20 protein-coding genes are annotated in these 26,616 nt (G+C 63.1%); 5 read left to right on the top strand and 15 right to left on the bottom strand.

Annotated features, from left to right (window positions below; translation table 11 throughout):
* Positions 1-6: 6 nt before the first annotated feature.
* The 7 genes from PI87_RS00190 to PI87_RS00160 all read right to left on the bottom strand — a co-directional run bounded on the left by PI87_RS00190 (position 7) and on the right by PI87_RS00160 (position 8,768).
* A complete protein-coding gene (locus PI87_RS00190) occupies positions 7-1,410 on the bottom strand; it encodes a serine hydrolase domain-containing protein (protein ID WP_039595674.1) in 1,404 nt (467 codons plus the stop codon).
* A 97-nt stretch (positions 1,411-1,507) separates the two neighbouring features.
* Entirely contained in the window at positions 1,508-1,954 is a 447-nt protein-coding gene (locus PI87_RS00185) for a PaaI family thioesterase (protein WP_039595673.1), read from the bottom strand.
* 32 nt (positions 1,955-1,986) lie between these two features.
* Positions 1,987-2,769: an SDR family oxidoreductase gene (locus tag PI87_RS00180; protein ID WP_039595672.1), complete on the bottom strand. Its 783-nt coding sequence runs from the start codon at positions 2,767-2,769 to the stop codon at positions 1,987-1,989.
* A gap of 27 nt (positions 2,770-2,796) precedes the next feature.
* A complete protein-coding gene (locus tag PI87_RS00175) occupies positions 2,797-4,674 on the bottom strand; it encodes an acyl-CoA dehydrogenase (RefSeq protein WP_039595671.1) in 1,878 nt (625 codons plus the stop codon).
* A 113-nt stretch (positions 4,675-4,787) separates the two neighbouring features.
* Positions 4,788-5,966, bottom strand: coding sequence for an acetyl-CoA C-acyltransferase (locus tag PI87_RS00170; RefSeq protein WP_039595670.1), 1,179 nt, complete (start codon positions 5,964-5,966; stop codon positions 4,788-4,790).
* A gap of 60 nt (positions 5,967-6,026) precedes the next feature.
* A complete protein-coding gene (gene pncA, locus PI87_RS00165) occupies positions 6,027-6,659 on the bottom strand; it encodes a bifunctional nicotinamidase/pyrazinamidase (RefSeq protein ID WP_039595669.1) in 633 nt (210 codons plus the stop codon).
* Between the two features lie 27 nt (positions 6,660-6,686).
* A complete protein-coding gene (locus tag PI87_RS00160) occupies positions 6,687-8,768 on the bottom strand; it encodes a 3-hydroxyacyl-CoA dehydrogenase NAD-binding domain-containing protein (protein WP_039595668.1) in 2,082 nt (693 codons plus the stop codon).
* A 370-nt stretch (positions 8,769-9,138) separates the two neighbouring features.
* On the opposite strand from PI87_RS00160, the gene PI87_RS00155 reads away from it, so the two are divergent.
* The 3 genes from PI87_RS00155 (at position 9,139) to PI87_RS00145 (ending at position 15,604) form a co-directional block, all read left to right on the top strand.
* The gene (locus PI87_RS00155; protein WP_039595667.1) at positions 9,139-10,677 is read left to right on the top strand and encodes an amino acid permease; all 1,539 of its coding nucleotides are present in this window, start codon (positions 9,139-9,141) and stop codon (positions 10,675-10,677) included.
* 76 nt (positions 10,678-10,753) lie between these two features.
* On the top strand, positions 10,754-12,241 hold the full coding sequence (locus PI87_RS00150) for an amino acid permease (RefSeq protein ID WP_052321349.1): 1,488 nt from the start codon (positions 10,754-10,756) through the stop codon (positions 12,239-12,241).
* A gap of 198 nt (positions 12,242-12,439) precedes the next feature.
* On the top strand, positions 12,440-15,604 hold the full coding sequence (locus PI87_RS00145; protein WP_157003043.1) for an ankyrin repeat domain-containing protein: 3,165 nt from the start codon (positions 12,440-12,442) through the stop codon (positions 15,602-15,604).
* Between the two features lie 48 nt (positions 15,605-15,652).
* Here the strand turns inward: PI87_RS00145 and PI87_RS00140 are convergent, their stop codons facing one another.
* The 8 genes from PI87_RS00140 to PI87_RS28935 form a co-directional block, all read right to left on the bottom strand.
* Positions 15,653-17,035, bottom strand: a complete 1,383-nt coding sequence (locus tag PI87_RS00140) for an SGNH/GDSL hydrolase family protein (RefSeq protein ID WP_232313913.1) — start codon at positions 17,033-17,035, stop codon at positions 15,653-15,655.
* 92 nt (positions 17,036-17,127) lie between these two features.
* Positions 17,128-17,847 (bottom strand): ABC transporter ATP-binding protein, encoded by a 720-nt coding sequence (locus PI87_RS00135; protein WP_039595665.1) that lies wholly within the window; start codon positions 17,845-17,847, stop codon positions 17,128-17,130.
* Positions 17,847-18,635: an ABC transporter ATP-binding protein gene (locus tag PI87_RS00130; RefSeq protein WP_039595664.1), complete on the bottom strand. Its 789-nt coding sequence runs from the start codon at positions 18,633-18,635 to the stop codon at positions 17,847-17,849. Before PI87_RS00130 ends, PI87_RS00135 begins: the two co-directional genes overlap by 1 nt.
* Positions 18,632-19,978, bottom strand: coding sequence for a branched-chain amino acid ABC transporter permease (locus tag PI87_RS00125; protein ID WP_039595663.1), 1,347 nt, complete (start codon positions 19,976-19,978; stop codon positions 18,632-18,634). Before PI87_RS00125 ends, PI87_RS00130 begins: the two co-directional genes overlap by 4 nt.
* Positions 19,979-20,926 carry a branched-chain amino acid ABC transporter permease gene (locus tag PI87_RS00120; RefSeq protein ID WP_039595662.1) on the bottom strand — a complete coding sequence of 316 codons (948 nt, stop codon included), beginning with the start codon at positions 20,924-20,926 and terminating at the stop codon, positions 19,979-19,981.
* Positions 20,927-21,055: 129 nt separating this feature from the next.
* The gene (locus PI87_RS00115) at positions 21,056-22,309 is read right to left on the bottom strand and encodes a branched-chain amino acid ABC transporter substrate-binding protein (protein WP_039595661.1); all 1,254 of its coding nucleotides are present in this window, start codon (positions 22,307-22,309) and stop codon (positions 21,056-21,058) included.
* A 217-nt stretch (positions 22,310-22,526) separates the two neighbouring features.
* Positions 22,527-24,155 (bottom strand): 3-(methylthio)propionyl-CoA ligase, encoded by a 1,629-nt coding sequence (locus PI87_RS00110; RefSeq protein WP_039595660.1) that lies wholly within the window; start codon positions 24,153-24,155, stop codon positions 22,527-22,529.
* Positions 24,156-24,216: 61 nt separating this feature from the next.
* Entirely contained in the window at positions 24,217-24,615 is a 399-nt protein-coding gene (locus tag PI87_RS28935) for a hypothetical protein (RefSeq protein WP_232313939.1), read from the bottom strand.
* Here PI87_RS28935 and PI87_RS00105 point away from each other — a divergent pair.
* Together PI87_RS00105 and msrB are read left to right on the top strand one after the other, a co-directional pair.
* A complete protein-coding gene (locus tag PI87_RS00105) occupies positions 24,581-26,071 on the top strand; it encodes a protein adenylyltransferase SelO (protein WP_232313934.1) in 1,491 nt (496 codons plus the stop codon). The genes PI87_RS28935 and PI87_RS00105 overlap by 35 nt on opposite strands.
* Positions 26,072-26,210: 139 nt before the next feature.
* Complete coding sequence (msrB, locus tag PI87_RS00100) at positions 26,211-26,597, top strand: peptide-methionine (R)-S-oxide reductase MsrB (RefSeq protein WP_021194541.1); 387 nt, start codon at positions 26,211-26,213, stop codon at positions 26,595-26,597.
* Positions 26,598-26,616 lie beyond the last annotated feature (19 nt).

Raw genomic sequence — 26,616 nt, 5'->3', positions numbered from 1 at the left:
AGTAAATCACTTCTGATGCATGAAGAATTCGGCCAGCGCGCCGAACGCCGGCAGCGTGATCGGGTCGTTGGCGCCATTGGCGGCAATGGGGTGCGAGGCGTAGCGCACGATGGTCATCTGGGCCACCGGATCAATATAGATGGCCTGACCATGGATGCCGCGCGCCTCGATGGCGTGGTGGCTGTTGTTCGAGATCCACCACATGTCGCGGTACGACCAGCCCGGCAGCGTGGCATAGCCTGCCTTGGCAAACTTGGCCGGATCTCCACCTTTGTGGATGTCATCGATCACGCTCTTGGGCAGGATCTGTTTGCCGTTGAAGCGGCCGCCGTTGCGGATCATCTCGCCAAAGCGGGCCAGGTCGGGAAGTGTCGTGCTCAACCCGCCGCCGCCAAACTCCGTACCGATGCTGTCCAGTGAGAAGTACGCGTCGCTCTGCGCGCCCATTGGCTGCCAGATGCGTTCGGACAGTAGCGCTGCGGTCGACTTGCCTGATGCGCGGCGCACGATCCAGGCCAGCACCTCGGCGTTGACGGTCTTGTAGGCAAACGCCTCGTCGTGCTGGCCTTCCTTGTGCGTCGTGACCAGGTACTCGTAGAAGCTGCCCGGGCCCTTATAGTCAGCCGGGCGCGGCAGTACGCCGCCAGCGCGTGCATACGTCCAGATATCGGCGTTCGGGTCGGCGTAGTTCTCGGAGAAGCGCACGCCAACCGTCATGTCCATCACCTGGCGCACAGTGGCGTCGCCATAGGCGCTGTCCTTCAATTCGGGCACGTACTGCGTAACGGGTGCCGCCGGGTCGAGCTTGCCGTCTGCCACCAGCGTGGCCGCCAGCGTGCCGACAAACGATTTCGTGACCGACATGGCGATGTGCTGCGTGTGTGCATCGAGCGCGCCAGAGTAGCGCTCGTACACCACCTTGCCCTTGTGCATGACGAGAATGCCGTCGGTGTACGTGAGCTTCAGCATCTCGGCAAAGGTGCGACGCGTGCCGCCGGCATCGGTGAAGAGCACGCCGTCGATATCCTGCTCGGCACGGGGCAGCTTGCTCACCGCGCCGTCGCCGCGCCAGATCACGCGCGTGGGCAGAAACTCTCGCACATGGCTGAAGCCGTAACGCGTGCGCGGGAACATATTGCCCGCCATATCGAAGCGGATGATGCGATCGGGTGGTGGCGGAAAACCCTGCATCCAGCCCATCTTGTTCGGGTCGGATTCGTCCGCGGTGAGCGGCTTCTGCATGGGCGGCTTCGGTGCCGGCGGCGCCAGCACGGTGGTCGGTGCACCTGCGGCAGGCGCATCAGCCGGCGCGGAATTGGAGGCGCATCCTTCCAGGGTCATGGTCAGTCCGGTGCAGCAAAGCAGAGTGATGGCAAGGGCAGACGCCCTCCGCCGCGCGAGTTGTTGCATGGTTGTCTCCGTGATTGCTTTTTTTTATGGACCGGGCCTGACTGCCTGCCCGGCCGGCCGGCGTGCAACTGGGTACTGCAACTGCGGTATGTGTAGATCAGCCGTCCGCGCCCGCTTGTGGGGCCGATTCGGGTGTGCGCGGCGGCGGCATGCGCTTGACGAACTTGAACGTGCCCGAACCGCGCGCGACGAGCTTGCCGTCGTCATCCCTCACCTCACCTTCACAGAAAGCCATGGTGGTGGACTGATGCACACAACGCGCGCTGGCCTTGAGCGTGCCACGCCCGGGCTGCATGAACGCCGTCTTCATCTCGATCGTCACCACGCCGCGGCCATGCACGTCTGCTGAGCGACCGGCCATGGCCATCGCCACATCGAGCATCGTCATGGTCACGCCGCCGTGGGCCATTTCCCAGCTATTCATGTGCTGGGCCTCGAGGGGGAGTTCGACGATGCCCTCGCCGCCTTCCGCCTTCAGGCAGCGCATGCCCAGAAGCTTCAGGAAAGGAATCTCGATCGGAAAACCGTTGTTGTCTGCGCTCATGCTGCGTTCAATGGAGTGAAAGCCAGCCGAAATTAGACCACGCTCACGCCGCCGTCGACGGCCAGGATCTGCCCGGTGATGTGCTTGGACGCATTGGAAGCGAACAGCGCGGCCACGCCCTTGAGGTCTTCCTCGTCGCCAATGCGGTGCAGCGGGGTCTTCTCCGACAGCTTGTCCACGCCCAGCTTTTCCAGCGAGCCGCGCGTCATCTTCGAGGGGAAGAAGCCCGGGGCGATCGCGTTGACGGTGATGTTGTGCTCCCCCCATTCGCCTGCCAGCGCGCGCGTGAAATTGACCACTGCGCCCTTGCTGGTGTTGTAGGCGATGGTGTCGAGCGAGCCCGGCGGGTTGCCCTTCAAGCCAGCAATCGATGCCACGTTGATGATCTTGCCGTACTTGCGCGGAATCATCGACCGCTTGCCGATCTGCTGGGAGAGCAGAAACAGGCCACGGATGTTCAGGTTCATCACCTTGTCCCAGGCTTCGACCGGGTGGTCTTCGGCCGGAGCACCCCAGGTGGCGCCCGCGTTGTTGACCAGGATGTCGATATGACCCAGCTTGGCGAGTGCCTCGTCAGCCAGGCGCTGGATGTCCGCTTCGACCGCGCCATCTGCGGCAATCCAGTCGGCCTCGATACCGAGCGACTTCAGGTGCGCCTGCGCTTCCTTCAACTCATCGGCCTTGCGCGCCGACAGCACGATGCGTGCGCCCTGCTCACCCAGCGCCTCGGCAATCTGCAGGCCGAGCCCACGCGAGCCGCCGGTGATCAGCGCCGTCTTGCCTGAAAGATCAAACAGATGCTTGAGCGTACCCATGGTGTCTCCTATGTATCGTTGTCTTAGTTAGAACCAAGCGTCCTGCATATCCAGCGTGGTCGTGTCGAGCGAGCCCAGCAGCACGATCTGCGGGTCGATCTTCGGCAGTTCCCACTGGAAGAAGTAGCGCGCGGCCTGCAGCTTGCCGCGATAGAAATCGGCGTCCTCGCCTTGCGCATTCAGCAGTGCCTTGGCAGCAGCCAGGGCCTGCTCCAGCCAGATCCACGCAATGACGACGTGGCCGAAGGCCTCCAGATACACCGATGCGTTGGCCAGCGTCACACGCGGGTCGCCAGCGGCCCACAGCGTCTGCGTAACCTTGGCCAGCTTTTGCGTAGCCATGCCGAGTGCGCGGCCGTAGCTGATCAGCGCTTCATCGCCGGACTCCAGCGCGCGGCCGACGGTGGCCTGCACGCGCTCGCCGAGTGCTGCAAACGCGGCGCCGTCCTGCATCACAACCTTGCGGCCCAGCAGGTCGAGGCCCTGGATGCCGTGCGTGCCTTCGTGGATCGGGTTCAGGCGGTTGTCGCGGTAGAACTGTTCGACGTTGTATTCGCGCGTGTAGCCATAGCCGCCGTGCACCTGGATCGCCAGGCTGTTGGCCTCCAGGCACCACTGCGACGGCCAGCTCTTGGCGATCGGGGTGAGGATGTCGAGCAGCAGGCCGAGCTTGGTACGCTTGGCGACATCGCCAGCGCTTTCCGCACCGCGCTCTTCGTCGACGAGCTTGGCGCAATACAGGTTCAAGCCGAGCGCACCTTCCACATAGGCCTTCTGCGCCAACAGCATGCGACGCACGTCAGCGTGATCGACGATGCGGATTTGCGGGGAGGCCGCATCCTTGCCCGACGGGCCGACCGGGCGGCCTTGCGGGCGATTGCGTGCGTAATCCACCGCATGCAGATAGCCGGTGTAGCCCAGCATCGTCGCGCCCATGCCAACGCCGATGCGCGCCTCGTTCATCATGTGGAACATGCACGCCAAGCCCTTGTGCGGCTCGCCGACGAGGTAACCAATGGCACCGGCGCGCGGCTGGCCATCCGCACCCTTCGGGCGGAATTGCGTGCCCTCGCCAAAGTTCAGCAGGCAGTTGGTCGTGCCGCGATAGCCCATCTTGTGGTTCAGGCCGGCCAGCACCACGTCATTGCGCTCACCCAGCGAGCCATCTGCATTGACGAGGAACTTGGGCACGATGAAGAGCGAGATGCCCTTCACGCCCGGGATCAGTTTGCCATCCGGCCCGGGGATCTTCGCCAGCACGAGGTGGACGATGTTGTCCGACAGTTCGTGCTCGCCGGCGGAGATCCACATCTTGTTGCCGGTCAAGCGGTATTGCTGGCCCAGCGGCGATTCACCTTCGTATTCCGCACGCGTAACGACATCCGACAGCGACGATCCGGCTTGCGGTTCCGACAGGCACATCGTGCCGTAGAAGCGGCCTTCCATCTCGGGCTGCACGAACGTCTCGATCTGCGCGGGCGTGCCGTGTGCAAGCAGCAGGTTCGCGTTGCCGATGGTAAGGAACGGATACGAGCTGGTGCCGACGTTGGCGGCCTTGAAGAAGCCGAAGCCGGCTTTCTCGACCACGGTCGGCAGTTGCATGCCGCCGCGTTCAAAGTCTTGCCCAGCGGCCATCAGACCCGCCTTGTTGAAGGCATCCAGCGCCACCTTCACTTCGGGAATGATGTGGACCGTGGTGCCGTCAAAATGCGGCTCCTGCTGGTCGTTCTTCTTGTTGTGCGGAGCGAAGAGATCCGTCGCGATGCGCTCGCAGGTATCGAGCGCAGCGTCGAAGGTTTCGCGGGAGTGGTCGGCAAAACGCGGAATGCGGGTGAGCGATTCCACGTCGAGCCATTCATAGAGCAAAAAGCTCAGGTCGCGGCGCGACAGCAGCAGAGAAGACATGACGATGTTAGGGGGTGATTTCCGAACAGACGCTCCATGCCGTCCCTGCGCTGCAAGCGCGCGAGGGGCGACGATGTGAAACAGGCTCCCGTTTGAAGCGGGAGCCTGTGTCTTTAGAGCACCTCGAACAGACCAGCAGCGCCTTGGCCGCCGCCGATGCACATGGTCACGACCACGTACTTGACGCCGCGGCGCTTGCCTTCGATCAGCGCGTGGCCGACCAACCGCGCACCCGATACACCATACGGGTGACCCACGGCGATGGCACCGCCGTTGACGTTCAGGCGATCCATCGGGATGCCCAACTTGTCAGCGCAGTACAGCACCTGCACGGCAAAGGCTTCGTTCAGCTCCCACAGGCCGATGTCTTCGACCTTCAGGCCGGCCTTTTTGAGCAGCTTGGGGATGGCGAACACGGGGCCGATGCCCATTTCGTCCGGCTCGCAGCCCGCCACGGCAAAGCCGCGGAACACGCCCAGCGGCTGCAGGCCCTTGGCGGCGGCGACCTTGCCGTTCATCACCACGGCAGCGGATGCGCCGTCGGAGAACTGGCTGGCGTTACCCGCCGTAACCACGCCGCCCGGCAAGGCCGTGCGGATCTTCGACACGCCTTCGAGCGTCGTATCAGCGCGGATGCCTTCGTCAGCGGAGATCGTGACTTCACGCGTCATCAGCTGACCGGTCTTGGCATCGGCCACGCCCATCACCGTGGTCATCGGCACGATTTCGTCGTTGAACTTGCCGGCGGCAGCGGCAGCGGCAGCACGCTGCTGGCTCTGCACGCCGTATTCGTCCATGCGCTCCTTGGCGATGTTGTAGCGCTTGGCGACCATTTCCGCCGTCTGCAGCATGCTCCAGTAGATCTCGGGCTTGTGCTGGCTGAGCCAGCCTTCGCGCATCATGTGGTGGTTCATCTCCTGCTGCACGCACGAGATGGATTCCACACCGCCTGCGACGAAGATATCGCCTTCATCGGCAATCACGCGCTGCGCGGCCATGGCGATGGTCTGCAGGCCCGACGAGCAGAAGCGGTTGACGGTCGCGCCCGGCACGGTCACGGGGCAGCCGGCGCGCAGAGCGATCTGGCGAGCGATGTTGGCACCGGTCGCGCCCTCCGGGTTCGCGCAGCCCATCAGGATGTCTTCCACTTCGCCCGGCTCGATCTTGGCGCGCTCGATGGCGTGCTGGACCGCGTGGCCGCCCAGCGTGGCGCCGTGCGTCATGTTGAAGGCGCCCTTCCAGCTCTTGGCCAGGCCGGTACGTGCGGTGGAAACGATGACTGCTTCGGTCATGGTGTTGCTCCTCGTATCTGGTGGCGAGCGCGGCTTCTGTTGCGCGCCCGTTGTATTCCGTTATCCGTTCAGAACCTCGTGCGACTGCAACCGCGCGATGCCCGCATCCGTCATGTGCTGCCACGCCTGCGCGAGCGACCCATTCAGGTCAATCGCACGGCAGGCATCTTCGATGACAACGACTTCCAGCCCCGCAGCGCGCGCATCCAGCGCCGACCACGCCACGCAAAAGTCCGTGGCCAATCCAACGCAGAACACGCGCTTGATCCCAAGCTCGCGCAGGTAGCCCAGCAGGCCGGTCGACGTTTTGCGATCCGCTTCAAAGAAGGCGGAATAGCTGTCGATGTGCGGGTGATAGCCCTTGCGGACGATCAACTGCGCATGCGGCACGTCCAGCCCATCGGCCAGTGCGGCGCCGGTGCTGTGCTGCACGCAATGGACAGGCCACAGCACCTGCTGCCCGTACGGCAAATCGATCGTGCCGAACGGCTGCGTGCCGGCATGGTTGGCCGCGAACGACACGTGTTCGCGCGGGTGCCAATCCTGCGTCAGCACCACGCGACCGAATGCCTGGGCGAGCCGGTTGACGACCGGGATGACCTGGTCGCCGTCCGGCACGGCCAGCGCACCGCCGGGCAGGAAGTCGTTCTGCACGTCGATGATCAGCAGGCAATCGGTGGGCGTGAGTTGCATGGTGCGGTTGCGTCGCGTGTCGATTGATCAGCCGTTGAAGCCCTTGCCTTCGTCGGCCAGCTTCTGCAGCAGCGGCGCGACCTTCCACGCTTCACCGTGGTAACCCTTGCTGTAGCGATGCATGGTCTGCGCGACGTTGTACAGGCCGACGGTGTCTGCGTAGAGCATCGGGCCACCGCGGAACAGCGGGAAGCCGTAGCCGGTCAGGTAGACCATGTCGATGTCCGACGCCTTGGAGGCAATGCCCTCTTCCAGGATCTTCGCGCCTTCGTTCACCAGCGCGAACACCAGGCGCTCGACGATCTCTTCATCCGAGATCTTGCGGCGCGTGATGCCCAGATCCTTGGAGTGCTGGACGATCATGTCGTTGACCTGCTGGTTCGGGTACGGCTTGCGGTCGCCCGCCTTGTAGTCGTACCAGCCGCCGCCGGTCTTCTGGCCGAAGCGGCCCATCTCGCACAGCAGGTCGGCCGTCTTGGAGTAGACGATGTCCGGCTTGTCCACGGCACGGCGCTTACGGATAGCCCAGCCGATGTCGTTACCGGCCAGATCGCCCATACGGAACGGGCCCATCGCAAAGCCGAACTTCTCGATGGCCTTGTCGACCTGCTCCGGCAGCGCGCCTTCGTCCAGCAGGTAGCCGGCCTGGCGGCTGTACTGCTCGATCATGCGGTTGCCGATAAAACCGTCACACACGCCCGACACCACGGCCGTCTTCTTGATGGCCTTGGCCAGCTTCATGACGGTCGCCAGCACGTCCTTGGCGGTGTCCTTGCCGCGCACCACTTCCAGCAGCTTCATCACGTTGGCCGGGCTGAAGAAGTGCATGCCGACCACGTCTTGCGGACGCTTGGTGAAGCTGGCGATCTTGTCCACGTCCAGCGTGGAGGTGTTCGACGCCAGGATCGCGCCTTGCTTGACGACTTCGTCCAACTTCTTGAACACGACTTCCTTGACGCCCATTTCTTCAAACACGGCCTCGATGACGAGGTCGGCGTCCTTGATATCGTCATACGAGAGCGTCGGAGTCAGCAGGGCCATGCGCTGCTCGACCTTCTCCTGCGTGAGCTTGCCCTTCTTGGCGCTGTTCTCGTAGTTCTTGCGGATAGTGGCGACGCCGCGGTCGAGCGCTTCCTGCTTGGTTTCCAGCATCGTGACCGGAATACCTGCGTTCAGGAAGTTCATGGAAATGCCGCCGCCCATGGTGCCGGCGCCGATCACGGCAACCTTTTCGACCTTGCGCACCGGGGTGTCTTCCGGCACGTCGGGGATCTTGCTGGCCGCACGCTCGCCGAAGAAGGCGTGACGCAGCGCGCGCGATTCGGACGTGTTCACCAACTCGATGAACAGGTCACGCTCGAACTTGATGCCATCGTCAAAGCGCTTTTCCACCGCGGCCTGCACGGCGTCGACGCACTTGCCCGGTGCCGGGAAGTTCTTGGCGACGGCAGCCACCGTATTGCGGGCAAATTGCAGGAAACCTTGCGGATTGTCGTGCTCGACCTTGCGATCGCGGAGCTTCGGCAGCTTGCCTTCGGCAGCAGCCTTGAGCGCGAAATCAATGGCGCCGGCCATCAGATCGCCATCGACCATCTGGTCTAACAGGCCGCTCTTGGCCAGTTTTTCCGACAGGATGGGCGTGCCCGAAACAATCATGTTCAGAGCGGGCTCCAAGCCGATCGCACGCGGCAGGCGCTGCGTACCGCCTGCACCCGGCAGGATGCCCAGCTTCACTTCCGGCAGCGCGATTTGCGCACCCGGCGCAGCCACACGATAGTGGCAGCCCATCGCCAGTTCCAGGCCACCGCCCATTGCCACCGAGTGGATGGCCGCCACAACCGGCTTGCTGCTCGATTCCACCGCCTTGATGACAGCGTGCAGCGTCGGCTCCTGGGTCGCCTTGGGCGTGTTGAACTCGCGGATGTCGGCGCCGCCCGAGAAGGCCTTGCCTGCGCCGGTGATCACGATGGCCTTGACGCTGGCGTCGTCGCCAGCCTTGACCATACCTTCAACGATGCCCAGGCGCGTGGAGTGGCCAAGGCCGTTGACCGGCGGGTTGCTGAGCGTAATGACGGCAACGCCGTCCTGGACCTTGTACTCCGCTGTCATGCTGGTTCCTTTGGTGATGCGAGGGCCGGCTGGAAGGCGCACCACGCCTCGCGGTTGAACTGTCTCTCAACTATCGTTTTTTTAACGCGCGGTAGGTCCGCGACTCGACAAAGAATACACAAAATAGCACGGTCGTTCAATTTTTATTTTTGCGCTGCACGGCGCCATTCAATGGGCCATTCCGCGGGCAGCGCGGCGGGCTGCGAAAGGTTCAAACACATGTGCTGCAGCATCGATTTTTTGCCCGGCACATGACGGTTTTGATAGAGTCGCGCATTTCGTTCGCCGGGTGCCCATCAGGCGCGGGGACGTCTCGTCACATTTCGTCGATTCCGTTCGCGATCCGAGCAGAATCGTCCACTCTGTACACATGTCAGAACACGCTACCCCGTCTGCAGAGACGCCGGGCTTGCGCCGCACCTTGCGCGCGCGCCATCTCACCATGATCGCCATTGGCGGATCGATCGGTACCGGGCTCTTCGTCGCCTCGGGCGCGACGGTCTCGCAAGCAGGCCCCGGCGGCGCTCTCGCCGCCTACATCCTGATTGGCGTGATGGTCTACTTCCTGATGACCAGCCTGGGCGAGCTTGCCGCCTACATGCCCGTCTCCGGCTCGTTTGCCACCTACGGCGCGCTGTACGTGGACGAAGGCTTTGGCTTCGCGCTCGGCTGGAACTATTGGTACAACTGGGCGGTGACGATTGCCGTGGAGCTGGCAGCCGCGCAACTCGTCATGCACTACTGGTTCCCCGATGTGCCGGGCGTACTGTGGAGTGCGGTCTTCCTCCTCATCATGTTCCTGCTCAATGCCATCTCGGTACGCGGCTTTGGCGAGGCGGAATACTGGTTCGCGCTCATCAAGGTCGTCACCGTCATCTTCTTTATCGGCATCGGCCTGGCGATGATCTTCGGGATCCTGAAAGGCGGCCCGCAATCGGGCCTGCAGAACCTGACACTGGGTGACGCACCGTTCGTGGGCGGGCTGCCGGCGATGATCGGCGTGGCGATGATTGCGGGGTTCTCGTTCCAGGGAACGGAGCTGATCGGCGTGGCAGCGGGGGAATCAGCGGACCCGGCACGCACGATTCCGCGGGCGGTAAAACAGGTGTTCTGGCGCATCCTGCTGTTCTATGTGCTGGCGATCTTCATCATCGGCGTGCTGGTGCCGTACACCGATCCGAACCTGCTCTCGACGGAAATCACCAACATTGGCGTGAGTCCGTTCACGCTGGTCTTCAAGCATGCGGGCCTGGCCTTTGCCGCCGGGCTGATGAACGCGGTGATTCTGACCGCCGTGCTGTCGGCGGGCAACTCGGGCATGTATGCGTCCACGCGCATGCTCTACAACCTGGCCACCGAAGGCCGCGCGCCGCGCATCTTTGCGCAACTCACGAAGAACGGCGTGCCGCGCAATGCGCTGCTGGCAACCACCGCCGTCGGCGCGCTGTGCTTCTTGAGTTCGCTATATGGTGACAAGACGGTCTACCTGTGGTTGCTGAATACCTCGGGCATGACCGGCTTCGTGGCATGGCTGGGCATTGCCATCAGCCACTATCGCTTCCGCAAGGGGCTGGTGGCGCAGGGGCACGATCCGGCGCAGTTGCCGTATCGCTCGAAGTTCTTCCCATATGGCCCGCTGTTCGCGTTCGGGCTGTGCCTGATCATCACGCTCGGCCAGAACTATCAGGCATTCACCAGCGGCACGATCGACTGGCCCGCGGTGATTGCCACGTACATCGGCATCCCGGTCTTTTTCCTGATCTGGACCGGCTACCGGCTGGTGCGTGGCGGCGGCATCGTCCGCTATCAGGACATGCACTTCCCGCGCCCGCCCGTGGTGCGTGATCCGCTGGCCGGCCAGGACCCCGGCCCTGAGCTGCCGACCGTCGCTCCCCACACGCAGCAGTAACTCCGCTACCCGCCCGCCGTTTGCGTTGCATTCGGTGGGCGTTTTGATTTGGGCGCCGACCTTGGCGTCTGCCGCTATGCACACACCCATCACCCCTACCGGCCTCGAAGCCCAATCCGAACTGCGCCGACGCCTGCGCTCGCGCCACCTGATGATGATCGCCCTGGGTGGCGCCATCGGCACGGGGCTGTTCGTTGCCTCCGGTGCGTCCATTGCGCAGGCCGGCCCCGGCGGCGCTCTGCTCACCTACGTGCTGCTTGGCGCGATGGTCTATTGCCTGATGACGAGCCTGGGTGAACTGGCGGTGCATCTGCCGGTGTCGGGTTCGTTCGTGACGTATAGCCGGCTGTATGTGGAAGAAGGCTTCGGCTTTGCGCTGGGATGGAACTACTGGTTTGCGCTGGCGGTGTCGGTAGCGGTGGAGCTGGCGGCAGCGCAACTGGTAATGAAGTACTGGTTCCCGGGTGTATCGGGCATGGTGTGGAGCGCCGCATTCCTGCTGCTCATGTTCGGTCTCAACGCCTTCTCCGTGCGCGGCTTTGGCGAGGCGGAATACTGGTTCTCGATGATCAAGGTGGTGACCATCGTGGTGTTCCTGTTGATCGGCCTGGCGATGATCTTCGGCATCATGCACGGCGGGCCGCAGTCGGGCTGGCAGAACTTCACTGTGGGCGAGGCGCCGTTCGTCGGCGGCCTACCGGCCATGGTGGGCGTGGCGATGATCGCCGGGTTCTCGTTCCAGGGCGTCGAAACCATTGGCGTGGCTGCCGGCGAGGCGGAGAACCCCTCCGGCACGATCCCACGCGCGATCCGCCAGACGTTCTGGCGCATCCTGCTGTTCTATGTGCTGGCGATCCTGATCATCGGTGTGCTGCTGCCGTACACGGATCCGAGCCTGCTGCGCAATGAAGCGACGGATATTGCCGTGAGCCCGTTCGCGCTGGTATTCCAGCACGCCGGCTTGGCGTTTGCCGCCGGGATGATGAATGCAGTGGTGCTGACCGCGCTGCTGTCGTCGGGCACGTCGAGCCTGTATGTATCGACGCGGATCCTGTACGACCTGTCGCTCGAAGGCCAGGCACCGCGCTGGTTTGCCAAGGTGTCGCGCCATGGCGTGCCGATCCGCTCGCTGCTAGCCACTTCGGCCGTGGGCGGGCTGTGCTTCTTCAGCTCGCTGTTTGGCGATCAGGTGGTGTACCTGTGGCTGCTGAATACGTCTGCGGTGACGTGCTTCATTGCGTGGTTCGGCATCGCCGTAGCGCACTACCGGTTCCGCAAAGGGTTCGTGAGCCAGGGGCACTCGGTGGATCAACTGGCTTATCGCTCACCGTTCTTCCCCTTCGGGCCGATCATGGTCGCGATCCTGTGCGTGGTGATCATTCTTGGGCAGAACACCACGGCGCTGTTTGCACCGATTGCCAACTTCGGCCCCTTCGTTGCGACGTACTGCGGGGTGTTCCTGTTCGTGGTGATTTGGCTGGGATACCGCTGGAAGTTCAAGACGCGGTTTGTGAAGTATTCGGAGATGCAATTCAGTGGGGAGCATCTCAAGCGCGACAATTGAGCGCACCCCCTGTCAGACAGGGTGTTTCGTTCGGAAACATGATCAAAGCATTACCCAGCATGCGCTGGGAATACTTAAGATCATCGATCGGCAAAAGAAGCGACGGCCTGGCTCTCGAAAACCAGGCTGGCTAATGCTGACGCCAGATTCTGAACAGACCTCCCTATGTCGCGTATCTCGAAGCGCAAACTACCTGCGATGCCACCGAAAACTCTGGTGGCATCGCTGCTTTCAGCCATCGCACTGACTGCAACGGCTGCGCAACCCGCTCCAGCCGCCGCCAATGCCGCGACGCCAACGCAGCAAAGCAAATGCGACTGCGATTCTCCCCACCGAGAATACAAAGCGGCCGACACGCCGCAGACAACCGCACTGTTTGCCGCCGTCGACGCCAGTGGCGAGGCGGCGTTCTCTGCTGCGTTGGCGCAGGTAGACCACCCGGGCGACTACGCCCTCAACGGCAAGCCACTGCTTCATGCCTTGCTGACGCCACCGCGCAGCTTGCGCTCCAAGAGTGAGACCTACTGGAGCATGACGCCAGAGGAATCGGCGCAGCGCCGCCAAGCCTGGCAGGCGCTGCTGCCGGCGCGCACGCGCATGCTGGCAGCATTGCTGGCCACGCATCCTGCGCTGGATGATGCGACATACGAATCGCGCCGACCGTCCCTGCATCTGGCCCTGTTGTATGGCACGCCGGCGATCATGGAGATGCTGCTGGCGGCGGGCGCCAAGCCCGACCAGCGGGGCGAGAGCAACCGCACGCCGCTGGAGTTCCTGTTGAACCGCGACTTCGAGTTCGCCGTGCGCATGACGTATCTGCCCCGCTTGGTGGACCGTCCAGCCATGACGCGCATGGTGGTGGCGCTGTTCAAGGCCGGTGCCTCGCGACCCTACCTGTCGATGGAAGAGCGGCCCGACGCTGCAACGCTCAGTTGGCTGACCGACAAGCAGGGCCGGGTCCGGCCTGCTGCCGACCACCTGGCGTGGTCGCGGTTGGTGGAGCTGACTGAAGGCGCCGCGCCCTTGTTGGCATTGGCGGCAGTTGGCAGCAAGCCAGCCGATGACGACGGCCTCAACGCGTTGGTGATCGCCGCTTACACGGGCAATTCGGGTGCGCTGCCGTTGCTCATGGACTGGGGCCCGCACATCATCTCGGGCACAGCGTACGGAATCACCTACCAGCGCGACGCGTGGATGGACGCCGCGAAGGCCGCAATGGCGGGCGACCATCCGGAAATCGCACGGCAACTGCTGCGCAAAGGCATGCCGTTTGAGCAGAGATCCGAGCGCGTTGAAGGCACGTTCGTCAAAGTCGAGGCCAGCAACACGCCCATCCTGAACCTGGCGGCCAGCAAGGGAGATGTCACGACCTTGAAGCGCCTGCTGGCGCTGGGTGCACCGGTCGAGGGAGACCCCGCCGGACAGTACGGCACCAGCCCATTGATCGATGCCACGCAGGCCGGCAAGCCCGAGGCTGTGAAGGTGCTGCTGGCAGCGGGCGCCGATCCCCTCCTCACGCAGAGCAAGTACAGCTCGCAGTCCGCGCTGACGGTGGCAATCAAGGCGGATGACCCTTCCATGCTGCGCGAGTTACTGGCCGCATCCAAGCCCGACGCTCTGAAGACGTTGTTGCATGATCCTGCACGCTCGCCGGTCAAGGTGGTCCTGGAGCAGCGCTCCAAACACAGCGTCGAGATGTTGCGGCAACTGGTAAGCGCTGGCGCAGACCTCAAGACGCTGAATTCGAACGCGATTGCCCAAGCCCTGCGGAAGCGGGATACGACACTGGCGACGTATCTGATCGACGCAGGCGTACCAGTCAATCCGCCGGCCGGCGCGTCGGCGCGGGGCGAGGGTTATGTCGATTCGCCACCCTTACAGTTGGCGGTGACCTACAGGCAGAACGCCATCGTCGAGCAATTGCTTGCCAAGGGAGCCGACCCGTTGGCGTTGACGCCAGATGGCGCAAGCACCTTGTTCCAGGTGATCGCGCGGCGGGATGACGCCATGCTGGACCGCCTGCAGCGCGCAGGCGCCAAGCTGGATGACCCACGCCTACCCAAAGCGCCCACGGAATACGCCCTGCTGAACGCCGCGTTGTTGTCCGGCGACGCAGCCGTGCTCCGCCGCATCAGTCAGGCCAACGGCCAGCCGCCCGCCGACGCTTGCCTGCTCTCGGGTGCCGAAGACGTCTTGCTGGATACGCCCGGCTACTTTGCCGCGCTGCGAGAGGCGGGTTTCACGGGCGCGCACGATGAGTGCGTGCGGGATGCCGTTCCGTTGTCGCAGCGCGTTGTGCTCAGCCTGTTGAACGAACAGAAACTGGCTTTGGCACGGCACGACACCGTGGTGGATGTGCTCCGGCAACTCAAGGCGTCCGGGGCTGACCTGAATACGACTGTGCGTGACGGCGCTACGCCACTGGGCAGCGCGATCCAACTGGGCCGCGCAGAGCTGGCCGACGCACTGCTGGCGGCCGGCGCCAGCCCGGATGCCGCCGACGCGAGCGGCCGCAGCCCTGCCTGGATCGCGCTGGAAACCGGGCAGCCCGCCATGCTGGCCCTGCTGGCACGACGCGGCGCCCGCTTTGACAAAACCGCAGCGCCGACTGGCCAATCGTTCAGCACCACGCTGACCTGTCATGCCGCCCCCGCGTTCTCCACGGCTTTGAAGAATGCTGGCGTCAAGCTGAAACAGGTGGCATGCGTTGCGCCGGTAACAATGCTCCCGAGCGCCAAGGGCGCCAGCAAGCAAGGCACTGCGATGAGCCTGCCCGGTCATTACTACCTGCAGGGCGTGCGTGAAGTTGGCAGCGAACTACAGTTGTCCAAGGACGGCCGCTTCGACTACGTGATGAGCTATGGCGCGGTGGACATCGTCGCGCAAGGCGCGTGGCGCAGCGATGGCAAACGGGTCTATCTCGATACCCCGCCCATCGAACCCCTCTCCGTCATTACTGGTGTGCACTCGCAAACGCAGGCTGGTGACCCCGCCGATCAGCTGACGGTTCGCGTCTACGTAAAGAACCGCCCGGTCAACGTAAAGGTGGCCATGTCGTCGGCGGATGCGGATTACGCAGGTGTGCCCGGGAAAGGGACCGACTCGGACGAAGCCAGCGGCGTTGCAGCGCCCATCGCGCCGGGCAAGTTGAAGGCGCTGTCCGTGTTCTTGCCGCTGCCATCAAGCAAGCGCTGGCATGCGGTGGATATCTCTGCGCTCGACCCGGCCACGCGCTCGGTTCGCATCGATCTGGCGTTGCCTGAATCCGCCAGCCGCTCCCCACTGCACGTGGTACTCGTGCAGAACGAGGATGGCTCGCTCGTCGATAACGAGCGCGGGCGACTGCGGTACGCGAAGCAATGACGCGTCCGCAGCCGTGTGGCGCCTCAGCCGAGGCGCCGCACCTTGCGATTACGGCCCAACCGATCGCAGCGTCGACAGGTTGATTGCGTTGGCCATCGCCGCATAGCCCGCGTCATTGGGGTGGAGGCGGTCTCCACTGTCGAACGCCGGCAGCAGGTTTTGCGGGCTTGCTGGATCACGCACCGCTGCATCGAAATCGACAACGGCATCGAATGCGCCGCTGGTGCGTATCCAGCGGTTCACCGCCTGGCGCGTCGCCTCTTTCTCCGGCGACCAGTAGTTCGGATATGGCACCTCCGAGCCCTTGAATGGCGTCAGCGTGCCGCCCATGATCTTGATGCCATGTTGCCGGCTACGCACGATGATCTGCTTGTACCCGTTGATGATCTCTTCAGCTGTCACGGGTGGGCTGGTGGGGGCCAGCGATCCGCCAGGAAAGCCGATGTCGTTGATCCCCTCCAGCAAGATCACCCACTGCACGCCCGGCAGGCTCAGGACATCTCGGTCATACCGGGCCAGCGCGCTGACGCCCGCCAGGTCTGCAAGAACACGGTTACCAGCAATGCCCTGATTGAGCACGGCGAACGCGCCCCACGGGCCATTACTGTTCAGGCGCCGTGAGAGCACATCCGGCCAGCGCTTGTTGGCATCGGTCGTGGAGTTCTGGCCGTCTGTAATCGAATCCCCAAATGCAACAACGGTCCGCGGCTGGTTTTGCGCCTCGACCAGCAGGCCGGACACATAGAAGCGGCTCGTGTATGGGGTTGGTGATGGCTGATCCGGCGAGGCCGTGTTGTCGCCACTCGAGACATAGGCGGTTTGCGCCGCGTAGTCATGGATCGTCCCCAGCGTCGTCGCATTGGGCAGGAACAGCGTGATGGCAACGTCCGACAACGGCGCGATAGGAAGATCGATCGGGTCGCTGATCAACGGTGCGCCAGCATGGAGCGTGGTGGAGGCTTTGCCGCCAAACGTGACAGTGCGGTCAGAGTTGGGGAGGATTTTCGCGCCCCCGGCAGACAGGGCAACATGCACCGGGCCGACGATCACGGGCGCCGTCCCAAACTCATTGCTCAGCCGCAAGCGCAGTTGATTACCGCCCACGCTGGCATGGACGATCTGCCGAATAGTCGTTGCCGCGGGAAAACTCTTAGGGGCAGTCGGATAGATGTTGCGATCTGCGCTGGCCGTCCAGGTCGCCACCCATCGGCCGTTGAATCCGTTTGCCCCGTTACCCTCGCCTGCATGTAGCGTTGAAGAGGCTACCGAGATAAGGGCAATCGCTGCTGCACGGCAAAGACGCTGTCGAAGAAGGCTTCTGCGCATGGTGTCTCCATTGAGAGTTATCGAATGAACCGGGCCGTGTCGAATGCATGACCCATTCGATGTCGTAATGACCAGCCACTCCAACTTCAAGGAGAAATTTGTCAACTGTTGGCTGCCGTTCGGCAAAAGAAAAGGCCCGCACGGTAATCCATGCGGGCCATCTTTCGAACATGGCGCAAAGCGCGGCGCTTACACCTTTACACCTCCAGCCACTCCTGCCGGACCTTCGCATCCGCCTTCAACTGTTGAGGCGTGCCCTCAAACACGATCTGCCCGTGGCCCATCACATACACGCGCTGTGAAATATCCAGGGCAATGGCCAGCTTCTGCTCAACCAGCAAGACAGAAATCCCCCGCTCCTTGAGTGTCTTCAGATACTCGCCCACGAGGGTCACGATCAGCGGTGCCAGCCCTTCGGTCGGCTCGTCGATGATGATGAAATCCGGATCGCCCATCAGCGTGCGGCACAGCGTGAGCATCTGCTGCTCGCCGCCGGAGAGCACACCTGCTGGCGTGTTCTCCCGCTCCTGCAACCGGGGGAACATGCGGTACATGTCTTCCAGCTGCCAGCGCGGCTTCGGCTGACTGGGGTTGCGCTTCTCGCCCAGCAACAGGTTCTGCCGCACGGTCAGCGTCGGGAAGATGTCGCGATTCTCCGGCACATAACCGATACCCTGATGCGCCACCTCGAAGGTGCGCATACCGCTGACGTTCTTGCCGCGCAGCAGGATCTCGCCTTCGTGCTTGACCATCCCCATGATGGACTTGGCCAGCGTCGAGCGCCCCACCCCGTTGCGCCCAAGCAGGGCGACGATCTCGCCCTCGCCCACGTGCATGTCGACGCCGTGCAGGATGTGGCTCTTGCCGTAGTACGCGTGCAGGTCGCGTACTTCGAGCATGGGAGTGTTGGTTGCCATCAATGCGCTCCTGCAGGTTCATCCAGCGTGGTGCCGAGGTAGGCCTCCTTCACGCGGCGGTTGTTGCGAATGGCTTCGGGCGTGTCGGTGGCAATGACTTCGCCATAGACCAGAACCGAGATGCGGTCGGCCAGGCCAAACACCACGCTCATGTCGTGCTCGACCATCACCAGCGTCTTGCCGACCGTGACCTTACGGATCAGGTCCACAGCATGGTCCGACTCAGAACGGCTCATGCCCGCGGTCGGCTCATCCAACAGGATCACATCTGCACCGCCCGCGATGGTGATGCCGATCTCCAGCGCACGCTGCTCGGCATACGTCAGCAGACCTGCAGCGGCATCGCGCCGGTGTGTCATGCCGATCTGCTCCAGCACTTCCTCGGCACGCTCACGTGCGTCGCGCAACTCGGCCAGCTTGTGCCAGAACGAGTACTTGTAGCCAAGCGACCAGAGCACCGCGCAACGCAGGTTTTCGAACACCGTCAGCCGATGAAAGATGTTGGTGATCTGAAAACTGCGCGACAGGCCTTTGCGGTTGATCTCAAACGGGGCGAGACCGCTGATCTCCTCCCCATTCAGGCACACGCTGCCCGAGCTGGCGGGGAAGCGGCCCGAGATCAGATTGAACGTCGTCGACTTGCCGGCACCATTTGGGCCGATGAGCGCATGGCGCTCGCCCTTACCGACGGTGAGGTTGACCCCTCGAATGATCTCGGTGGCGCCAAAACGCTTGCGTACATCGCGCAGTTCAAGCGCGGGGGTGGGTCCCAATGCGGGTTGACTCATGGTTGCGGCTCCTGCAAGGCGTTGTCCCAGGCGGTGCGCAGTTTTCCTGTTGCGGTACGCAGGCCGAAGGCGCCCACCAACCACAGCGCGGCGGTCACGACCCACGGCATCCAGGTGGTCGGTGCGACGGACATGCCGAACAGCGTTGCCACGCCGCCCGAGCCCTCGTCCTGCACGGCATAGATCATCTCTACGGTAGAAATTAGCGCCACCAGCAGGATCGCTGCCGGCACGAATGCCACGCTATAGGCCGGCAGCAGCGTCTTCAGCTTGCCGCGCCGTGCAATCGGCAAATGCATCACCAGCAGGCTGGCAATGCCGCCCGGTGCGTACATGACCATCAGCACGAAGAACAGGCCCAGATACAGCAGCCACGCCTTGGTGATCCCGGACAGCGCCACAGTAAAGAACACCGTGAGCACCGCGCCGATGATCGGGCCAAAGAAGCTGCCCATGCCACCGATGAACGCCGCCAGCAGCACCGCGCCCGAGCGCACGGCCGACACGTTCTCAGCCGTCACGATCTCAAAGTTGATGCACGACAGCGCCCCGGCAATGCCCGCGAAGAACGCCGACAGGATCACCACCAGGAAGCGCACGCGTTGCGTGTTGTAGCCGATGAACTCCACACGCTCGGGGTTGTCGCGCACGGCGTTGGCGATACGGCCCAGCGGCGTCTGCGTCCACGCGTACATCAGCGCCATCGAAATCAGGCACCACGCGGCGATCAGGTAGTACACCTGGCGCGCCGGCCCGAAGGAGACGCCCGCAAGCGCATCACCGATGCTACGGTTGGTCGACACCCCACCTTCGCCGCCGAAGAAATCCGGGAACATCAGCGCGCTGGCAAAGACCATCTCGCCGATACCCATCGTGATCATCGCGAAGGTGGTGCCCGCCTTCTTGGTGGTGACATAGCCGAAGATCACGCCGAACAGCGCGCCGCCCAGGCCGCCCACGATGGGCAGCAAGGCCACGGCCAGCGGCCCGGCGACGCCCAGCGTCTGCATGGCGCCGATCTTGTTGAGCAGATGCACGGCCATGAAGGCACCCAGACCGGCATACACCGCGTGCCCGAACGACAGCATGCCCGACTGCCCCAGCAGCATGTTGTACGACAGCGCGAAGATGATCATGATGCCCATCTGCGAGAGCAGCGTGATGGCAAAACCCTGCGGCCAGATGAGCGGCAGCACGATCATCACCAGCGCGGTGGTGCTCCAGATCAGCCAGCGGGCGAGGTTGACCGGCTTGAACTTCATCGTTCGCGCACGATCATTGGCCGCTTCATTGGTCGATGCGGCCCCTTGTTGTTTCGCTTGTTGGTGCATAGCGCGTTCCATTTAGCTCTCCCGCGTACCCATCAGCCCACGCGGGCGGAAGATCAGCATCAGCACCAGCAGCAGATACGGCAGCACCGGCGCAACTTGCGCAATCGTCAGGTTCCAGACCGAGATGAGCGGCACCTCCGGATTGAGCGTGACGCCGATCGTCTGCAGCACGCTCGTCACCGAAATATCCAGCGTGACAGCGAACGTCTGAATGCAGCCGATGAGTAGCGACGCGATGAAGGCACCAACCAGCGACCCCATGCCGCCCACCACCGCCACCACGAAGACGATGGAGCCGACTGCCGCCGCCATCGACGGCTCGGTCACGAAGGCATTCCCGCCGATCACGCCTGCCAGCCCAGCCAGCGCGCAGCCGCCACCGAACACCAGCATGAACACACGCGGCACGTTGTGGCCGAGCGCTTCCACTGTGTCCGGATGCGTAAGCGCTGCCTGAATGACCAGCCCGATGCGTGTGCGCGTGAGCAGCAGGAAGATGCCCACCAGCATCAGCAGCGACACCAGCATCATGAAAGCGCGGTACTTGGGGAACGACGACGTGAACAGCGTGAACAGCGGGCCGTCCAAGGCATCCGGCACGCGGTACGGCACGGCCGGCAGACCCCACACCAGCTTCACGCCTTCTTCAATGAGATAAGCCAGGCCAAAGGTAAACAGCAGCTCGGCAACGTGGCCGTAACGGTGCACGGTACGCAGGCCAAATCGCTCGACCACCGCACCCAGTGCGCCCACCAGCAGCGGCGCCACGATCAGCGCGGTCCAGAAGCCCAGATACCCGCTGACGACGTAGGCGAAATACGCGCCCAGCATGTAGAAGCTGGCATGCGCAAAGTTGAGAACGCCCATCATGCTGAAGATCAGCGTCAGGCCCGAAGACAGCATGAACAGCAGCAACCCGTAGCTGATGCCGTTCAAGAGATTGATGACTAGGAATTCCACGCTACAGCCCTCTCGGCAAGGCATGGACACGGCATACCGGTCCATGCCCTTGCTCGTTTAAAACATCGCCGCACGATAGCATCGGGCGGCCCTTCGGCACACCACCTACCGTTTCACATCCCCACGCTATTAGGGACGTTTCATCTGGCAGGAGGTCGGCTGCGACGCGATGTACTGATCAAGCACTGCATCGGTCTTCCAGCCGTAGCCCGTGTTTTCCTGGTCGTACTTGACGTTCTTGCCGTTGGTCTTTTCCCAGGTGGCGATGTAGAGCGGCTGCTGACCCTGGTGGTCAGAAGCGCGCATCTCGAAGGTGCCGTTCAGGCTGTCGACCTTCATGCCTTCAAAGGCCTTGGCAACCTTGGCGGGTTCGGCAGACTTGGTCTGCTTGACGGCCTTGGCCAGCATGGCAATGCCGGTGTACGAGGCCATCAGGTAGAAGTCGTCGTTGTACTTCTTCTTGAAGCCGTCGACGATGTCCGCGCCCTTGTAGCCGTCGTTGTTGACGTTCCAGTAGCCGACAAACTTCACGTGGTCGGCACCGGCTGCACCCATCGCAGTCGGCACGCCCGTGGTGGCGCCGTAGTAGGTGTAGAAGTTGGCGTTCAGGCCAGCATCCTTGCCCGCCTTGATCAGCAGTGCGAGGTCGCTACCCCAGTTGCCGGTGATGACGGTGTCCGCCCCCGACGACTTGATCTTCGAGACATACGGCGAGAAATCCTTCACCTGTGCCAGCGGGTGCAGGTCTTCACCCACGATCTCGATGTCAGGACGCTTGCGCTTGAGGTACTCCTTGGCCGCGCGCGCCACCTGATGACCGAACGAATAGTTCTGGTTGATCAGGTAGACCTTCTTGACCTTCGGATCTTTGGCCAGGAAGCTGGTCAGGGCCTCCATCTTCATGTCGGAGTTCGCGTCCAGGCGGAAGTGCCAGTAGTTGCACTTGCTGTTGGTCATGTCCGGGTCCACCGCCGCGTAGTTCAGGTAGACGATTTCCTTGCCCGGATTACGCTCGTTGTACTTGGCCACGGCGTCTTCCAGCGCCATGCCGACACTCGAGCCATTGCCCTGCACGATGTAGTGGATGCCCTGGTCGGCCACCTGCTTGAGCACGGTCAGGCTTTCCTGCGGCGAGAGCTTGTTGTCGAACCCCACCACCTCGAACTTGGTGCCGTCGCCAGCCCAGTTCTTCTGCGTGGCCATGTCGGCGATGTACTGCCAGCTGCGCAACTGGTTTTGCCCCAGCGCACCCATCAGGCCCGACAACGGGTCGATCCAGGCGATCTTGACGGTTTCGGCGGCGGATGCAGCAGCGCTCCCCAGCGCCCCACCGATTGCCACGACACTTGCAACAGCCACAATCAACGGACGGAACTTCGTCATGCGTGTCTCCTTCAGGTGGTGGAGGCAGCCGCGAGTCACTCTCCGGCGCACCTCTGGCGGGTACGTCGGCTGTTGGCGTCTCCAGGTTGCAACGCGCCCGGGCTTCATTCCACCGCGTGTCTCTTGCAGTGGCTGGCCCTGATCCGGTTGTCTTGCGTCCGCCGTCCTCACGCCCGGCTTGATGCTGGTGCGCGGGCGGCGGTTTCTGTTCTGACTGCTAGGCCTGTGCGGCCGGGAACTGGTAGTCCTTGAACTGCTCGCGCAGCTTGAGTTTCTGCATCTTGCCGGTGGCCGTGAGCGGAATCTCGGTGACAAACACCACGTCATCCGGAATCCACCACTTGGCGATCTTGCCCTCGAAGAACTTGAGCATCTCCTCACGCGTGAGCTCGGCGCCCGGCTTCTTCATCACCACCAGCAGCGGGCGCTCGTCCCACTTGGGGTGGTGGATAGCGATGCATGCGGCCATGTGCACGGCAGGGTGCGCGGCGGCCACGTTCTCCACGTCGATGGACGAAATCCACTCGCCGCCGGACTTGATCACGTCCTTGCTGCGATCGGTGATCTGCATGTAACCGTCGGCATCGATATTCGCCACGTCACCGGTCGGGAACCAGCCGTCCACCAGCGGTGAATGATCGCCCCGGTAATAGCTATCGATGATCCACGGCCCGCGCACGTAGAGATCACCAAAGGCCTTGCCGTCCCACGGCAGTTCGTGGCCTTCTGCATCGACGATCTTCATGTCGACGCCGTAGATGGCACGGCCCTGGCGTTCGAGCACGTGCTGCTTGGCTTCTTCGGGCAGGTCGGCGTGTTTGCCCATCAGCTTGCAGGTCGTGCCCAGCGGCGACATCTCGGTCATGCCCCAGGCATGGATGACTTCCACATCGAGCGATTTCAGCGTACGGATCATGGCCGGCGGCGCAGCCGATCCACCGATGACGGTGCGGCGGAATGTCGAGAACTTGAGATTGTTGGACTGCACGTGCTGCAGCAGCCCCAGCCACACCGTCGGCACACCGGCGGAGAAGGTCACCTTCTCCTGCTCGAACAACTCGTAGACGGAAGCGCCATCCAGCTTCGGCCCCGGGAAGACCAGCTTGGCCCCCACCAGCGGCACCGAATACGGCAAGCCCCACGCATTGACGTGGAACATCGGCACCACGGGCAGGATGACGTCCTGCGCCGAGCACCCCAGCGCATCCGGCAATGCCGAGGCGTACGAGTGCAGCACCGTGGAACGATGCGAATACAGCGCCCCCTTCGGGTTGCCCGTCGTGCCCGACGTGTAGCAAAGGCTGGAGGCCGTGTTCTCGTCGAACTGCGGCCAGGTGTATTCAGCGCTCTGCGCATCCAGCAACTCTTCATAGCAGAGCATCGGCACGCTGGAGTTGGGCATGTGCGCGCGATCCGTCATCGCCACCCAACCCTTCACGTTCGGGCAATGTGCCGCGATGCCCTCGATGAGCGGCACGAAGGTCAGGTCAAAGAAGACGTACTGATCGTCAGCGTGATTGACGATATAGGCGATCTGGTCCGGAAACAGCCGCGGGTTGATGGTGTGGCACACCGAACCCGAGCCGGACACGCCGTAATAGATTTCAAGGTGGCGATAGCCATTCCAGGCCAGCGTACCGACGCGCTCGCCGGGCTGCACGCCCAGTGCGGCCAGCGCATTTGCCAGTTGCTTGGAGCGATCCCGCACTTGCCGGTACGTGGTGCGATGGATATCGCCCTCGACACGGCGTGACACGACTTCAGTCGAACCGGAATTGCGCGCTGCATGTTCGATGATGGTCGAGATGAGCAAAGGGTTGCTCATCATTTGTCCCATCAGGGCCATGGTGTCTCCTAGAAAAACTGAACAACCGTTCTATTTTTTGGCCGATTGTTCCCGTGATCGTCTAGCACGTCAACGGGTTGTTGTTGTGCGCTGCCACATCGGCCCCCATGTTTACCCGGCCATCTGAAAAACCCTGCGAACCGTTGTGGTGCAAGGGTTCGCAGGCTGCAGCTTTTTTTACTGCCAAGTACAATACGCGATAGCGTTGCTGCGTCTCAACATGGCGTTTTCCCCTACGCAGAGCGCATTTTTCCGCACCGCGGCAACCACAACTCTTGACGATTCGGCACTGTTTTTGCGCCGTTTCCTGTGCTAATCGATCGCCCTGATTCATGCCGACTTCCCCTGCCGCCCTGCCTGACGATTCCCTTATCAGCACCTTCGACTGGTCGAGCCGCCCTGCTGCTGCCCCCGGATTCTCTGCATTGGGTGAGCGTTTTCTGACACGGTTGTCGCCCATGCCAATGTCCTCGGCAGGCGCGCCATATCTCGTGGGCTTCTCGCCCCAAGCGGCCGTGCCGCTGGGCCTTTCGCGTGCAGCGCTTGATACGCCTGCTGGGCTCGATGTGTTCACAGGCAACACGATTGCCGCTTGGAGCGATCCGCTCGCCACGGTTTACTCGGGTCACCAGTTCGGTGTGTGGGCCGGCCAGTTGGGCGATGGCCGCGCGCTGCTGCTGACTGAGCTGCAGACCGCCGACGGCCCCTGCGAAGTCCAGCTCAAGGGCGCGGGCCGCACACCGTACTCGCGCATGGGCGACGGGCGCGCCGTGCTGCGCTCGTCCATCCGCGAGTTCTTGTGCTCGGAAGCAATGGCAGGCCTCGGCATCCCGACCACGCGCGCACTGTGCGTGACCGGCACCGATGCGCCGGTCCGCCGTGAAGAGATCGAAACCGCCGCCGTGGTCACGCGCCTGGCGCCGTCATTCGTGCGTTTCGGTCACTTCGAGCACTTTGCCGCCAACGAAAAGTTGCCCGAGTTGCGCGCACTGGCCGACTACGTGATCGACCGCTTCTACCCGGACTGCCGCACCGCACCGCAGCCCTACCTGGCCATGCTGCGTGAAGTCGCCCGCCGCACCGCCGAGCTGATGGCGCAATGGCAGGCCGTCGGCTTCTGCCACGGCGTGATGAACACCGACAACATGTCGATCCTCGGCCTCACGCTCGACTACGGCCCGTTCGGCTTCCTGGATGGCTTCGACGCCAACCACATCTGCAACCACTCCGACACTGGTGGCCGCTACGCGTACGCCCAGCAACCGCAGATCGGCTACTGGAATCTGTTCTGCCTGGCGCAAGCCCTGCTGCCGCTGTTTGGCGAAGATCCCAACGGTTTCGTCGACTTGAGCGATGAAGCGCAGGCCCAACCCGCTATTGATGCCGCGCAAGACACACTGCTCACCTACCGTGACGGCTACGGCGCAGCCTTCCACGCCCGTTACCGCGTCAAGCTCGGCCTGTCGACCGCGCGGGATACCGATGAGGCCCTCCTCGGCGACCTGTTCAAGCTGCTGCACACACAGCGCACCGACTACACGCTCTTCTTCCGCCACCTCGCCGAGGTGCGACGCGACGACACATCCGCCGCGGCAGAAGCGCGCACCGTGCGCGATTTCTTCTTCGACCGCGCCGCCGCTGACGTGTGGCTGGCCGCCTATCGCCAGCGCCTCCAGACCGAGCCGCAAACCGATGAGGAACGCACTGCAGCCATGCACCGCGTCAACCCGAAATACGTGCTGCGCAACCACTTGGCCGAAATCGCCATCCGCCGCGCCAAGGAAAAGGACTTCTCTGAGGTCGAAAACCTGCGCGCCGTGCTGGCCCGTCCGTTTGACAATCACCCCGGCTTCGAGCACTACGCGCAGCCCGCGCCCGATTGGGCGTCGTCGCTCGAGGTGAGCTGCTCGTCGTAACCGGACATGCGGTACGCGTGATGTGCTGGAACTGACGCCATGCTCTAATCCGCGCCTGTCAGGATCGCCGCCGCAACACGACAAAACAACGTCAGCCGCCCACGAAGCGGCTGGCGACACCAACAAGGAGTCTCATCACATGACCGTCCAGAAAACCAACGCCGAATGGCGTGACCAGCTCTCCGACATTGAATACCGCGTCACCCGCGAAGCCGCCACCGAACGCCCCTTCACCGGCGAGTACTGGGACCACTGGGAGCGCGGCGTCTACAACTGCGTGTGTTGCGGCACGCCGCTGTTCGAATCGTCGACCAAGTTTGACGCGGGTTGCGGCTGGCCAAGCTATTTCCAGCCCATCAACGGCGAGGTGATCGCCGAGAAGACTGACCGTTCGCACGGCATGCTGCGCATCGAAGTGCAATGCAAGAACTGCGGCGCGCACCTCGGCCACGTCTTCGAAGATGGCCCTGCGCCGACCGGCCTGCGGTATTGCATCAACTCGGCTGCGCTAAAATTCGGCGATTGATCCTCCGCATAGGCCCGCA

The organism is Ralstonia sp. A12, assembly GCF_000801955.1.
GTDB lineage: Bacteria > Pseudomonadota > Gammaproteobacteria > Burkholderiales > Burkholderiaceae > Ralstonia.
The sequence above is the reverse complement of the archived record's forward strand: the minus strand, read 5'-3'. Positions and strand labels throughout refer to the sequence as shown.